Source organism: Pseudidiomarina sp. WS423 (genome assembly GCF_050750165.1).
In the GTDB taxonomy this organism is placed as follows: domain Bacteria; phylum Pseudomonadota; class Gammaproteobacteria; order Enterobacterales; family Alteromonadaceae; genus Pseudidiomarina; species Pseudidiomarina fusca.
On the sequence record NZ_JBOJLN010000019.1, the window covers coordinates 14,381 to 28,769 of the forward strand.

Annotated in this window: 10 protein-coding genes; 3 read left to right on the forward strand and 7 right to left on the reverse strand. The window is 48.9% G+C overall.

Annotated elements, in window-relative coordinates:
* Positions 1-13 precede the first annotated feature (13 nt).
* Positions 14-2,332 (reverse strand): sensor domain-containing diguanylate cyclase, encoded by a 2,319-nt coding sequence (locus tag ACQ661_RS11650; RefSeq protein ID WP_431668421.1) that lies wholly within the window; start codon positions 2,330-2,332, stop codon positions 14-16.
* Positions 2,333-2,458: 126 nt separating this feature from the next.
* Positions 2,459-3,037 carry a thymidine kinase gene (locus ACQ661_RS11655; RefSeq protein WP_110076016.1) on the reverse strand — a complete coding sequence of 193 codons (579 nt, stop codon included), beginning with the start codon at positions 3,035-3,037 and terminating at the stop codon, positions 2,459-2,461.
* Positions 3,038-3,182: 145 nt separating this feature from the next.
* Here ACQ661_RS11655 and ACQ661_RS11660 point away from each other — a divergent pair, with 145 nt between their 5' ends.
* Complete coding sequence (locus ACQ661_RS11660; RefSeq protein ID WP_110076017.1) at positions 3,183-4,412, forward strand: adenosine deaminase family protein; 1,230 nt, start codon at positions 3,183-3,185, stop codon at positions 4,410-4,412.
* A gap of 72 nt (positions 4,413-4,484) precedes the next feature.
* Here ACQ661_RS11660 and ACQ661_RS11665 read toward each other — a convergent pair whose 3' ends face one another.
* The 4 genes from ACQ661_RS11665 to ACQ661_RS11680 form a co-directional block, all read right to left on the reverse strand.
* Positions 4,485-6,917 (reverse strand): EAL domain-containing protein, encoded by a 2,433-nt coding sequence (locus ACQ661_RS11665; RefSeq protein ID WP_431668424.1) that lies wholly within the window; start codon positions 6,915-6,917, stop codon positions 4,485-4,487.
* A complete protein-coding gene (locus ACQ661_RS11670) occupies positions 6,914-7,843 on the reverse strand; it encodes an ABC transporter substrate-binding protein (protein WP_431668426.1) in 930 nt (309 codons plus the stop codon). The genes ACQ661_RS11665 and ACQ661_RS11670 overlap by 4 nt, the downstream gene beginning before the upstream one ends.
* Before the next feature lie 232 nt (positions 7,844-8,075).
* Positions 8,076-8,624: a single-stranded DNA-binding protein gene (gene ssb / locus ACQ661_RS11675; RefSeq protein ID WP_110077071.1), complete on the reverse strand. Its 549-nt coding sequence runs from the start codon at positions 8,622-8,624 to the stop codon at positions 8,076-8,078.
* Between the two features lie 20 nt (positions 8,625-8,644).
* A complete protein-coding gene (locus ACQ661_RS11680) occupies positions 8,645-10,030 on the reverse strand; it encodes an MFS transporter (protein ID WP_431668428.1) in 1,386 nt (461 codons plus the stop codon).
* 108 nt (positions 10,031-10,138) lie between these two features.
* On the opposite strand from ACQ661_RS11680, the gene uvrA reads away from it, so the two are divergent.
* The gene (uvrA, locus tag ACQ661_RS11685; RefSeq protein ID WP_431668429.1) at positions 10,139-12,982 is read left to right on the forward strand and encodes an excinuclease ABC subunit UvrA; all 2,844 of its coding nucleotides are present in this window, start codon (positions 10,139-10,141) and stop codon (positions 12,980-12,982) included.
* A 21-nt stretch (positions 12,983-13,003) separates the two neighbouring features.
* Positions 13,004-13,960 (forward strand): glutaminase A, encoded by a 957-nt coding sequence (glsA, locus tag ACQ661_RS11690; RefSeq protein WP_431668431.1) that lies wholly within the window; start codon positions 13,004-13,006, stop codon positions 13,958-13,960.
* Positions 13,961-14,280: 320 nt separating this feature from the next.
* On the opposite strand, the gene ACQ661_RS11695 is transcribed toward glsA, so the two are convergent.
* A partial coding sequence (locus tag ACQ661_RS11695) for a hypothetical protein (RefSeq protein ID WP_431668433.1) occupies positions 14,281-14,389 on the reverse strand: 109 nt, incomplete at its 5' end.

Here is a 14,389-nt window from a genome sequence, read left to right on the forward strand (position 1 = left end):
CTTGTTACAACTATCAAGAAGCAGCAATAGCACGATTTCGACCTTGCTCCTTCGCTAAATAAAGTGCTTCGTCAGCACGGGCTACCCATTTGTCGACATCAGGATCAACGCTTACGAGTTGCGCGACACCGGCGCTAATGGTTACCGGAATGCGCTTATCATCCCAATTAAAATGGTGCTCGGCAATAGCTTTACGGACTCTTTCAATGCCTTGCATGGCTTGCGCCAGTTCTGCATGGGCAAATAAAATGCCAAATTCTTCTCCGCCTAACCTAGCTAGCAAATCTGTATCTCTTAATTGCTGTTTGGCTAGACGACAAAACTCTCGTAAGACCTCATCGCCGGCGGCATGGCCAAAGCTATCGTTGACCTTTTTGAAAAAGTCCAAATCGATAATGGCGACACTCATGGGTAAATCGTAGCGTTCACTTTCGTCTTTGCGCTGCTGGGCCGCTTCTAAGAACACTCGCCGGTTAGCCACGCCAGTCAGCTCATCGCGGGTCGCCATGCGGCGCAGTTCTTCTACCACAAAACGGCGTTCTTGATCGATACGCCGAATATGCATTAGCGTACCAAGCGTATCTAGCATAGGTTGTAACCACGCCAGATCTTCGCGAAAGTAGCCGCGAGCTGAATGCGCCAAAATAAGTAAGCCCACCACTTCGCGCTTAAAATAAAGCGGTAACATGATGGCGTTATCTAATTGGGGCAACTCGATGGGAGTAAACTTTAGTTCATCTTGTGCGACAGGATAAGGACAAAGTTCTGGATCACCACGCAACAACACTTCGCTGACCACGCTCCCTGACACTACGACTTCGAGCCCTTGTCGGATCAGCGCTTGGGTGGCTTGCTGGGAGCCATTTAGCCGATTCACATAGCCATGCACCCGAAGCATATTGCGGTGCCGACTTTGCTCCGGCAACTCACCAATAAACCCCAGTTTGCTTTGGCTTAAGCTCATCAGTTCTGGCAGCGCAATATCGCAAACCTCACTGAAATGTTCGACAAATAGAAACTCATGCTGAACTTGGCTAACTAAACTAAGGATGGCTTCTTGCTGATGCTGTTTGAGCTCATTTTCAACTTGTTCAGTCACATCGTGATGAATCCCTACCATGCGCGTCACGCGCCCGCTGGCATTGCGCTCTACCGCCTTACCCACAGTGTGCAACCAAATGTAGTGACCATCGGCATGCTGTAATCTTATCCGTGCTTCAAAACGTTCGCTATGGCCTTGCAGGTGCTCAATGAGTTGGCTTTTTGCCGTTGCGATATCAGCAGGATGAATAAGCTCGGCCCAGCCGTTGTTTTGCGCAAAAGAACTATCACGATTGAGAATTTTATCCCAAGTATGATTGACACTCACCGTACCTTCGGCCAAGTTCCAATCCCAGGTGGATAAATCGCCCGCAGCTAAAGCTAACTCAAAGCTCTGGTTCGCATTCAGCAAATCCAATTCTAGCTGTTTACGGCTGGTATTTTCATAGAGGTAACCTCGCACCCGCATCACTTTGCCATGGCGATCTAAATCGGCGCGGGCAAAGTGTTTTACCCAGCGCATGTGCTGCGATGGTGGCACCACGCGGTATTCAATTTCTAAGCTAGGCTGGATACCATCAAGCACCAATTGCATTTGGTCGAGCAGTTGCTGCTGGTCGTCGGGGTGCACAATAGATTCATAATTAATCTCAAGGTCTAACAAATAATCAGCGCTGTAGCCTAAAATCCGCTCGACGTTTTCTGCCGCGTAAACCAAATGCACATCGGGCTCGAGCTGCCAGACCACGGCTGCAACCGGGCCTTGGGCGAGCACTTCACGTTCGGCGGCAAAGTTTTCTAGTTCATAATGCTGCACAATATCGTGCACCACCCATGCCGCCAAACCTTCTAACCATTGCTGCTGTTGCGGCGACAACTGGCGCGGCCGCGAATCGATCAGGCACAGGGTGCCGATATTGAGATCGTCATTCAGGGTTAACGGTACCCCGGCATAGAACCTGATACCATCGTTGGCAGCAACTAAGGGATTATCGTGAAAACGCTCATCTTGGCTCGCATCTTCAACAATCATGGTGGTCTGCTGGGTAATGGCGTGAGCACAAAAGGAGATATCTCTGGGAGTTTCTAGTAAATCAAACCCTTGCACAGATTTAAACCACTGGCGATGTTCATCCACTAAGGTAATGATGGCTGCATCAACGCCAAATAATTGCTGCGCAAAGGCGGTAATACTGTCGTATAGAGGGTCTGCCTCGCTATCGAGCAAGTTAAGTTCATGCAAAAGCTGTAAGCGGGCCTCTTCATTAGCCGGCAGTGGTGGTTTGATCATTCAAGCTCCTAGGCTATCGAATCAGAATAGAACAGCTTTAATCCTAATTAGGTGTAATAATAGCAGATATCTGAGATTCCGAACGTAACAACAGACTAATTTTACAACGTAATTCTTATTTTCCGCTTACTTGTTTAGCTTTTCTTTCCAATGTTTACGACAACAAGAGATATAACGATCGTTGCCTCCAATAGCAATTTGATCGCCTTTGGTCACCGCATTGCCATGCTCATCAATACGCAAGTTCATGGTTGCCTTGCGCCCACAAAAACAAATGGTCTTCATTTCTGCCAATTTATCGGCAACCGCCAACAGCACAGCGCTGCCAGGAAACGCCTGGCCAAACGCATCGCTGCGAATACCGTAGCACATCACTGGAATATCCACGCGGTCAACGACATCGGTTAATTGCCACACTTGCGCCTCAGTTAAAAATTGCGCTTCGTCTATCAACACACAATCGATGGCTTGCTTTGCGTGGCGAGCCTCAATCAAGGCGGCCAAATCGGTGCTGTTAGAAAAGCCCAAGGCACTGCGCTCTATGCCTAAGCGCGAGGCAATGGTGCCAGCGCCAGCCCGATCATCAATAGACGGCGTAAGCAAGAGCACGCGTTGATCGCGTTCTTCGTAATTGTAAGCCACCTGCAATAACGAGGTACTTTTACCTGCGTTCATGGCCGAGTACGTAAAATATAGTGATGCCATTGGTTTTTAAGCGAAAGTTTTGAATGAAAAAGATTCTGGCAATAGTAGAGTGGAACCGCGGGGGGCTCAAGTAAAAATTCGTAGCAGAGGGCGGACGAGCTTAGTGGTAGTTGCTATAATCCGCCCAACTAACAGGAGAATAATCATGAGCAGCGCCTATACCCCCGAGTTTTTAAAAGCCATGCCAAAAGCCGATCTTCACCTTCACCTTGATGGCAGCCTCCGCCCACAAGGCTTGATTGAGATGGCCCAGCGTAGCGGAATTGAGCTACCTTCTTATACGGTAGCAGGGCTTTATGACTTGGTTTTTAAAGAGTCTTATCAGAATCTTGGCGAATACCTCAATGGGTTTCAGTATACCTGTGCGGTGCTGCGCGATATGGAAAACCTAGAGCAAGCTGCCTACGAATTAGCGCAAGATAATATTGCCGAAGGTGTGGTTTATATTGAAGTACGCTTTGCCCCGCAACTCATGATGGACCCAGCTCGCGGGATTGATTTTGACCGAGTGATGCACACCACCAATGCCGGCTTAAAACGCGCCAAAGACGAATACAACGCGCAACCTGAAGTGGTGAGTGGTGCTAAGCCCCCGTTTGATTACGGTATTATTAACTGCGCCATGCGGATGTTCGGCAAGAAAGGGTTTTCGCCTTATTACACCCAATTGTTCGCCATGTTGCGTGACCATGAACCCAAGCAAGTGATTAAGACCGCAGCCATGGAAATGATCCGTGCCAGCGTGCGGCTGCGTGACGAAGAAGGTTTACCGATTGTTGGCTTAGATATCGCGGGGCAAGAAATGGGCTATCCTGCGCACGATTTTAAAGAGGTGTACGAGTATGCTCATCAAAACTTCCTCTTAAAAACCGTGCATGCGGGCGAGGCTTATGGTGCGGAAAGTATTTTTGAAGCCATTACCCAGTGCTATGCGGACCGTCTTGGCCATGGCTATTCGCTGTTCTCACCAGAAATGATTCAAGATGCTGCGATTACTGATAAAGAAGACTATGCCAAGCGGCTAGCTTCATACATTGCGGATCGTCGCATTGCCATCGAGGTCTGTATTACCAGTAACTTGCAAACCAACCCAGATATTGCTGATGTGCATAACCACAATTTTATCCACATGTTCAACAATCGCTTAGCTACGGTGATTTGTACCGATAACCGCCTGGTATCGCGCACCACAGTTACTCGCGAGTATGAGTTGGCCCTGAGCGCCGTAGATGTTCCCCTCAAGCGACTTAAAGATATGGTGGCTTATGGGTTTAAAAAGAACTTTTTTGCCGGTGACTATGTGTCGAAACGTGCCTACGCGAAGCAAGTACTTGAATACTTTGACAAGGTAGCGGCTCAACACGGCTACAAATAGGGTTGATTAGCAGCGCAAGCCACCTTGGCCATGATTGGGTAAGGTGGCTTTTGCAATTATCGGCTAACGCCCCTACTGCTGACTCTGGTTAGCTAAATATTCTGAAGCCGGAATAGGTTTCGCAAAATAATACCCTTGGCACACCACCTGAGCCGAACAGGCACTCAAAAACTCTACCTGTTGCTTGGTTTCTACCCCTTCGGCAACCACCCGTAAATTCAAGTTGTTGCCCATTGCAATCACGGTTTCTACCAGTTGTTCTTTTTCTTCCTCGCCGATGCCTTGCACAAAGCTTTGATCTATTTTGAGCTCATGCAAAGGTAGCTGGCTTAAATAAGATAGCGAGGAGTAGCCGGTACCAAAGTCATCAATAGAAAACTGCACACCAGATTTCTGCAGCGCCTTCATTTTAGCTACAACATCGTCGACGTCATCCACTAATAAATTTTCGGTCACTTCAAGAATTAAACGCGAGGCATCCACGCCGGACTTCACCACTTCACGCTCAATCTGATACACAAAATCATACTTTCGGAACTGGCGTGGACTGATATTGATAGCTAGGGTTTGTTGACCGGGTAAGTGCTTTAACACGTGCAGCGCCGCACGTAAAATCCAGCGTCCTAGATCAACAATCAAATCGCTCATTTCAGCAATTGGAATAAACACTCCTGGCGATACGATACCTTTGGTAGGGTGATTCCAGCGCACCAACACTTCTACGCCGACCACCTCGCCATTGGACAATTGCTGACTTTGCAAGTACAGCTCTAATTGGTTATTGGCAATAGCTTCTCGCAGTTCACGTTCCACCTCAAAGCGCTGCTCTAGGGCATAACTGTAGGCGGGGTTATACACAGCAATCTGATTACCACCGGCGTCTTTAGCATTGTGTACCGCCGTTTCGGCATGACGCAAAATAGCTTCGGGATTATCGCCGTATTCGGGATACACCACGATACCGGCGCTCGCGGTAATGGAAATACGTTCGCCTTCAATTAACATCGGCTCAGCTAATTCAGCCAGCAAATCTTTCACCATGAATTCAACTCGATTAACCGTTGCCTCTCGACCTGCGCTACGAGTTGGGAATAATACCGCAAATAAATCACCACCCAAGCAACCAACTCGCGCCTCAGGCTCGGCTTTCATAACATGGCCTATGCGCTCGGTTACCGCCAACAAAATCAAATCACCGAACTCAAAGCCGCGAACATCGTTAATACGTTGCAAGCCATCAAGATCAAGCAAAGCTACAGCACCACGAGTAGAGTAATCACGTTCATCTAAAAACTGCTGCAAAATTTCTTGGCATTGGGTGCGATTAGGTAAACCTGTCAGCACATCGTAATAAGCTAGGTACTGAACTTGAGCCTCGGCCGCACGACGTTCGGTAATATTTTGCTTGGTGGCAATGTAATGGGTGATGTCACCACTGGGGCTACGCAAAGGCGCAATAGTCACCCACTCACGGTACGGCTCACCGTTTTTCTTGAGGTTATAAAGCTCACCCTGCCAGCTGCGCCCGGCAACTAATGCGGTCCACATAGCATCGTAGCTCGAGCGTGGCGTCTCACCCGAAGATAGAATTTTCGGATTACGCCCTTGCACATCCGCTAGGCTGTAACCGGTGATATCCGTGAACGCCTTGTTAACGTATTCAATTTCACCGGCAAGATTAGTAATCACAATACTGTCATGACTTTGCTCTACCGCAGAGCTAAAGCGCAATAGTTGTTTTTCGTGCTGCTCGCGTTGTAGGGCCGCATCACGCAGGCTGTCACCCAAGAGGCCAAGTTCATTGTCACTGTGAATATCAAAGTCCTGCAATGACTCACGCCGCGCAAGTTTGTCTACCCCCACCATTAAACGCCTCACGGGACGAACGATTTTACGTTGTAAAATTACCCATAAAATTATTCCAACAAGGAGCAGCACGGTTAAGAACAGCACCAGCTCATTAAAAATAACGTTAGCAAAAGTGTACCAATTACGAGCGTGCTCGTATTCAACGATGAACACATTATGCAGTTGCTGATTACCCACGACCTTGCCACTGACCACCGGCACCATGGCGATAAAGTGATTATGTTCTGGATGATATTGCATGATGGTAACGCCAGACCTTGCAACCTCTGCTATTTGCTGACGACCTAAATGCTGCACGAAGGTTCTCAGATGAGGACTGATGGCGTTGGCGGAGTAATAGCTTGCAAGCTCGCCCGTTGGGCTAAGAATAGCTGTCTTAGTAACTCGTGGATGCACCTGAAATTCGCTCAATGCCTCGCCTACGGAATCATATCTACCAAAGCCAAAGATCCGATTAAGCGAGCCTTGCGCTACCACGAGCATACTTCTTAGCTCTAACTGCGCATTGTACAGAGCAATCTGGTTTTGCCCCCGCTCCACAATATAGCCCAGCAAGCCCACAATCAAAAAGGCGATGACGGTAATAGGCAGGGTCACTTGGATATTCAAGCGCCGATGAAAAGGCAACAAACTCATAGCACGCCCTCACAGATCGGTAGCGGTGTGATCACCTGATGAATCCCTGAAGCCACTAATTGTTCACTGACTTGTTGCTGCACTCGGGCGTAGTCCTGTTGTAAGAAGGTTCTACTGGCGGCGCTGTTGTACAAACTTAAACTAGCTAAGCTTTGCCGTAGTTCTTCGGCATTAATCCCCGACAACGTCTGCAAAGCTTGATAATACGGATGCTGTGGATCCAATGCTGCCGTTAAAGCCTTATCCCAAACCGGACCGGTTAAGCGCTTAAGAGCAGCTTGATGCTGTTGCCAGTTCTCTTGTTTGACGACCAAAGTATCGATAATTTCACCAGGTATCTCGCGACTACTAAAAATCTGCTCAGCACCCATCGAAGCTAATTTTTGGCTAAAAGGAGCGTAGGTAACAAAGATATCCCTTGCTCCTGCGGCATAAGCAATAGCGTGTTGATTGGGTAAAATGATTTCGCGTCTTACTTGGCGTTCAGGAATATCATGCAAGCGCATCCAGCGTGCTAATAGATAGCGTGCCAGCGCACTATCTTCCATCCCCACCACCCAAGGTTGCTGACGATCATTGATATCAAACCCCGGTGGGGCATAAATTGCATCGGCGCCATGGGAGCTGTTAATCACCTGTGCGATACAAAGTTTAAGGTCGGTGCGTGTCTGTAGGCTTAAGGCATTATCTAGGCTTAAAAGAGCTGCTTGTGCGGCGCCGTTAGCAACCATGCGTACCACGCTAACGTCCGACGTAAGCATAGTGATATGAATATTAGCGGGAATAGCTTCTGGATGAAGGACCTGTTCAGCATAATAAGGTTGATAGCCTAGCCAGGTGTTCCCTACCACAGACAAAGTCTGTGGTGGCGGCGTGCAGCCCACCAACACCATCATTACCCCAATTAAGCATACGAGTTTCTTCAACGCCTTACCTCAAGCCTGAATATGATCATTGTCATAGCCGGAATTTTACGTAAACTTTTGATTCTTGGCTATAGGTTACACCTCTAAGATGAAATAAAACCTTAATTACAGCAAGGTTTTATTTCATCGCCTGCGGCAATCTGTCGCAATTGAGTCTCATTGGTTATAAAATATACGAAAAAGGAGGCTGATTAGCCTCCTTTTGAACAGAATAGTTTAAGACTGTGGATGATCAAAACGGAATATCGTCATCGTAATCACCGCCATTGAAAGGTTCTGGGCTTGGTGATTGTTGTCCTGACGATGGGTTTGATTGCTGGAAGCTCTGGTTCTGATTATTCGCCGGAGCATTAAAGTTTTGACCTTGGCCACCTTGGTTCTGCGGCTGGTTTTGATTCTGGTTGCTCGGACGGTTATTGCTGTAGCCGCCTTGATCGCCACCACGACTATCGAGCATCTGTAAATCGTTAATAACGATCTCGGTGGTGTAGCGCTCTACTCCATCTTGGCCTTGCCATTTACGGGTTTGTAAACGCCCTTCAACATAGACTTTCGAGCCTTTCTTCAGATACTCACCAGCAATTTCTGCTAGACGCCGATAAGCGACGCAGCGATGCCATTCGGTTTGCTCGCGTGGCTCGCCTGTTTGCTTGTCTTTCCAGGTTTCGCTGGTGGCAATACTGATGTTGGCAATCGCCGTGTTGGTTTGGGTATAGCGCACTTCTGGGTCTTGCCCTAAGTTGCCAATTAAAATCACTTTATTGATGCCGCGACTGGCCATGCCTTGTGCTCCTTGATTTGCTAATTTTGGTAGGGCGTCAGTAGCGCCGCTAATTCTGCTTCATTGTAATGGGTTTTATGAACTTTTAAATACACCGTTTGCTCAGCACTAACAATACGTACTTCTTCAACCCCGGTGGCATGCGCTAACTGCTCGGCTAATTGCTGTGCTTGCGCTGCGTTCAGCTGACGAATAGGTAAGCTGACGTTCTGCTGTTGCGGAGGAGGCTGCATTCCAAAGCTACTGGCGAACCAGAATACTAACAGTACTGCGGTAAAAATCCCAATCCCGAACAGGCCCCATTGTTGATAAACATAACCGCCGGCAGCACCGCCAATAAAGGCGCCTAAGAACTGTGCGGTAGAGTAGATACCACTGGCGCTGCCCTTGCTACCCGCGGGGGCAAAACGGGTTAGCGAAGAAGGCAATGATGCTTCTAAAAAGTTAAAGCCGGTAAAAAATAGCACAACGGCTACAACTAAATACGTCCAATGCGGTGGTACCCAGACGATAACAGCTACAGCTAACAGCAGCAGCACAATAGCGACTCTGAAATAAACGGGTTGTTTACGTTTGCGCTCAGCGATGATCAGCATTGGAATCATCAAGGCAAACGAGGCCAATAAGGTGGGCAAATACAGCCACGCGTGTTGCTCGGTAGCTAAACCACCAGCCACGAACTGTAGCGGAACCACCACAAAAAACGCGGTTAACACACAATGTAAAACAAACACGCCAAAGTTTAACCGAGCCAGTTGCGGATGCTTGAACAGGCTTCCTAACTCGCTGCCAACCGGAATAAGATCACCTTTTGCGGTTTTCTGGGTCACTGACGGCACAGCTATTAATAGCACCACAATTCCAAACAGCGCAGATACGGCGGTGAACACGAACAACCCTTGTAAGCCGATATATTCGCCAAGTAAGGGGCCGAGCACCAGCGCCAGGGCAAAGGACAAACCAATAAACATGCCGATAGTGGCCATTACTTTCGGGCGCTGTGAGTCGCGGGTAATATCAGCTGCTAATGCTAAAATGGCTGCAGCAATAGCTCCGGTGCCCTGCAACGCACGGCCTATCACCACACCTGTCAGGCTATCTGCCATCGCCGCCACCACACTACCTAGCGCAAACAACAGCAAACCACCAACAATCACTGGGCGGCGACCGATACGATCGGACAGCATCCCCATCGGAATTTGTAACAAAGCCTGAGTAAGGCCATAGGCGCCTATCGCTAAACCTATCAGCAAGGGCGTATAGTCGGGGTACTGCTGACCATAAATAGCTATCACCGGCATGATCAAAAACAGCCCTAACATCCGTAATCCAAAGACGGTAGCTAAAGCCCCAGAGGCGCGGCGTTCGGTGGGGGTCAATCGATTGTCACTGTGCTGATGTGCCATGCTTATCTCATTGCTGCAGGAAAAAATCGCTCGCCATTGTACCAGAAGGTGGTGCATGTGCGATAATGCTCGTTTCATTTATAACCGCTACGGAGTGGTAGATTCACCATGGATAAAATTGAGATCCGCGGAGCCCGCACCCACAACTTAAAAAACATCAACGTTACCATACCTCGCGACAAGCTGGTGGTAATCACCGGGTTGTCTGGGTCGGGTAAGTCTTCGTTAGCATTCGATACCCTCTATGCCGAGGGCCAGCGTCGCTATGTCGAGTCGTTGTCGGCCTACGCTAGACAGTTTTTGTCGCTGATGGAAAAACCCGATGTGGATAGCATCGAAGGCCTTAGCCCTGCTATTTCGATTGAGCAGAAATCTACGTCGCACAACCCACGCTCAACGGTGGGTACTATCACCGAAATTTACGACTACCTGCGACTAATGTACGCACGGGTTGGTGAACCGCGCTGTCCGACTCATGATGTACCGTTAGCTGCACAAACTATCTCGCAAATGGTGGACCAAGTATTGGCGCTACCTGAAGGCGAGAAGCTGATGATTTTGGCGCCTATTATTCAAGATCGTAAAGGTGAGCACACCAAGGTGTTGGATAATTTAGCGGCGCAAGGCTTTATTCGCGCTCGTATTGATGGCGAGTTATGTGATTTGAGCGACCCGCCGAAATTAGAGCTACAAAAAAAGCACACCATTGAAGTGGTTGTCGATCGCATTAAAGTACGCGAAGGCTTAGAGCTGCGTTTAGCTGAGTCGTTTGAGACAGCGCTTGAACTCAGTGGCGGTACCGCCATTGTGGCACCGATGGACGCTGACTCTAAGCTAGACAGCATGATTTTCTCAGCTAACTTTGCCTGCCCACATTGTGGCTATAGCATGCAGGAACTCGAGCCGCGACTATTCTCGTTTAATAACCCAGCCGGCGCTTGTGGCGTTTGCGATGGCTTAGGCATTGAACAGTTTTTCGACCCCAAAAAAGTGGTTGGCAACCCTGAATTAAGCCTCAGCGGTGGTGCCATTCGGGGCTGGGACAAGCGCAACTTCTATTACTATCAGATGCTCCAGTCGTTGGCTCGACACTATAAGTTCGATTTGAACAAGCCGTTCAATAGCCTCAGCGAAGCGCATCAACAAGCGGTGTTGTTTGGTAGCGGTAAAACCGAGATTGAATTTACTTACATGAATGACCGCGGTGACCGAGTTGCCCGCACTCACCCGTTTGAGGGCATCATTCCCAACATGCAGCGCCGCTATCGCGAAACGGATTCGACGGCGGTGCGCGAAGATTTATCTAAGTACCTGGCCTCACAGCCATGTAAAAGCTGTCACGGCACCCGGCTGCGCCTAGAAGCTCGGCATGTGTATGTGAATAACACCACGCTACCTGAAGTGGTTGAACGCTCAATTGGCGGCGCTCTCGAATTTTTCGAAGGGCTACAGTTAGAGGGGCAGAAGGCCCAAATTGCTGAAAAAATCCTTAAAGAAATTAACGACCGCTTAGGCTTCTTGGTGAACGTGGGGCTTAATTACTTGAGCCTATCGCGCAGTGCTGAAACTTTATCTGGCGGCGAAGCCCAGCGCATTCGCCTTGCCTCACAAATTGGTGCCGGCTTGGTTGGGGTGATGTATGTCCTCGATGAGCCATCGATTGGTCTCCACCAACGTGACAACGAGCGGCTACTGCGTACCCTGACCCACTTACGTGATTTGGGTAATACGGTCATTGTGGTTGAGCACGACGAAGACGCCATTCGTGCTGCAGATCACGTGATTGATATTGGCCCTGGTGCTGGCGTGCATGGCGGCCAAGTGATTGCGCAGGGGCACTACGAAGAGATTGTCGCCAACGAGAATTCATTAACTGGCGACTACCTGTCTGGGCGTAAAGCGATTGAAGTACCAGCACAACGGCATCAGCCCGGTGAACTTTGGTTAGAGCTCAAAGGTGCCACCGGTAACAACTTGAAAAACGTTGACGTGCAACTGCCCCTAGGTCTGATGACTTGCGTTACTGGAGTTTCTGGCTCAGGCAAATCAACACTTATCAACGACACCTTGTTTAGAATTGCTCACCGCGACTTGAATAAGGCCACAGCAAATGAGCCTGCCCCTTATGCCAGCATTGATGGGATGCAGTATTTAGATAAAGTTGTGGATATTGATCAAAGTCCGATTGGCCGTACACCACGTTCTAATCCAGCAACCTACACCGGTATTTTTACACCCATTCGGGAATTGTTTGCCGGTGTTGAAGAGTCACGTTCGCGCGGCTATAAAGTGGGTCGCTTTAGTTTTAACGTGCGTGGCGGCCGCTGCGAAGCTTGCCAAGGCGACGGCGTGATTAAGGTAGAAATGCATTTCTTACCTGATGTTTATGTACCGTGCGATATCTGTAAAGGTAAACGCTACAATCGCGAAACGCTTGAGATTAAGTACAAAGGTAAGAGCATTCACGAAGTTCTCGACATGACCGTAGAAGATGCTCGCGACTTCTTCGCTCCGATCCCGGCCATAGCCCGCAAACTACAAACTTTAGTTGATGTAGGCTTGTCATACATTCGTCTAGGCCAGTCTGCCACCACCCTTTCAGGCGGTGAAGCACAGCGGGTAAAATTGGCGCGTGAACTGTCGAAACGGGACACCGGCAAAACCTTGTATATCTTAGATGAACCTACTACTGGTCTGCACTTCCATGACATTCAGCAGTTATTGACGGTACTACACCGTTTGCGCGATCATGGCAATACCATTGTTATTATTGAGCATAACCTGGACGTGATTAAAACAGCCGACTGGATTATCGACTTAGGGCCCGAGGGTGGCTCAGGTGGCGGTGAGATATTAACCGCCGGTAGCCCCGAGGAGATTGTTAAATGTGAGCGCTCACATACTGCGCGCTTCTTAAAACCACTGTTATCGAACAATCCCAATAAGGCTTAATAGGAGTCATTAGTTCAACCCATGACACACGATGTAATCAGCGGCGGGCAACCAATACAGGCTCCTGACAACCTCAAACCACTGCTAGAGGATATTCTGCAGCAGGCCATGTCTGTGAATGACGGTAACGTCGCCGATTACATTCCTGCCTTGGCAGAGGTTAAAGCTGATTACTGCGCGCTGACGGTTGCCACGCTTGATGGCAACGTCACCTCGGTCGGCGATACCAATAAACCGTTTTCCATTCAGTCTATTTCTAAAATTTATGGGCTGATGTTGGCGATGGAACGTCTTGGCGACCCGTTATGGGAACGCGTGCAGATGGAGCCCTCAGGTCAGCCTTTTAATTCAATTGTTCAGCTTGAATGGGAAAAAGGCATTCCGCGCAACCCCATGATCAACGCGGGCGCGATTTTAGTCAGCGATGTGTTAGTTAGCCATTACTCAGCCAGTAAATCGGCATTACTGAGCATGGTTCGGGGTTTGTGCGGCAGTGAAGCGGTGTGCGTCGATTCTCGCGTTCATGAGTCCGAGCGTGAACATGGCGCTCGCAACGCTGCACTTGCATACTTGATGAAGAGTTTTAGCAATATCGAGTCAGACGTTGAAGAAGTACTCGACCATTACTTCTGGCAATGCGCACTCACTATGAATACCGAACAACTCGCCAGCAGCTTGGCGTTCTTAGCCAACCGCGGTCAATGCCCACGCAGCGGCAAGCAAATCACCTCACATCGTGATGCGCAGCGTATTAATGCACTAATGAGTACCAGTGGCATGTATGATCAGTCGGGGCAATTTGCCTTTACTGTGGGCTTGCCGGCAAAAAGTGGCGTGGGTGGCGGAATTATCGCCATTGTTCCAGACTACGGTGTCATTAGTGCTTGGAGCCCACCGCTAAACAGCTTCGGAAACTCTGCGCGCGGCATGTTTATGGTTCGCGAATTGGCGAACCGCCTTGGTCTTAGCGTTTACTAAAGCCGATGCTTGGACAATATTTGCTCTAAGTGCTGGGTGTTCTCGGTGGTGAAATACGGTGGGTATTCGTAAGCGGCTATGCGGACTTCTTTCGGTGCGCTGTTAGCGCTAGCAATGGCGATATTAGCTATTGGATATTAGAAAGGCGTTGCTCGTTATTCGTTGCTCGTTATTCGTTGTTCGTCCATTCACTTCGTTCACTGTTCGTGCGTTCACTTTTCGAACAGCGTAGCGCACGAACAGCGTAGCGCACGAATAACGAACAACGCTTTTAAATGAAAAAAGGGAGCCGAAGCTCCCTTTTTCTTTAACCGCATCAATTAAGCTACGATTTTAGATACTACGCCTGCACCTACAGTACGGCCACCTTCACGGATTGCGAAGCGTAAACCTTCGTCCATCGCGATTGGGTGAATCAACTCTACTACA

Coding starts and splice junctions, on each gene's coding strand:
- ACQ661_RS11650 (WP_431668421.1), bottom strand. CDS start 2,332: ATGATCAAACCACCACTGCCGGCTAATGAAGAGGCCCGCTTACAGCTT.
- ACQ661_RS11655 (WP_110076016.1), bottom strand. CDS start 3,037: ATGGCATCACTATATTTTACGTACTCGGCCATGAACGCAGGTAAAAGT.
- ACQ661_RS11660 (WP_110076017.1), top strand. CDS start 3,183: ATGAGCAGCGCCTATACCCCCGAGTTTTTAAAAGCCATGCCAAAAGCC.
- ACQ661_RS11665 (WP_431668424.1), bottom strand. CDS start 6,917: ATGAGTTTGTTGCCTTTTCATCGGCGCTTGAATATCCAAGTGACCCTG.
- ssb (WP_110077071.1), bottom strand. CDS start 8,624: ATGGCCAGTCGCGGCATCAATAAAGTGATTTTAATTGGCAACTTAGGG.
- ACQ661_RS11680 (WP_431668428.1), bottom strand. CDS start 10,030: ATGGCACATCAGCACAGTGACAATCGATTGACCCCCACCGAACGCCGC.
- uvrA (WP_431668429.1), top strand. CDS start 10,139: ATGGATAAAATTGAGATCCGCGGAGCCCGCACCCACAACTTAAAAAAC.
- glsA (WP_431668431.1), top strand. CDS start 13,004: ATGACACACGATGTAATCAGCGGCGGGCAACCAATACAGGCTCCTGAC.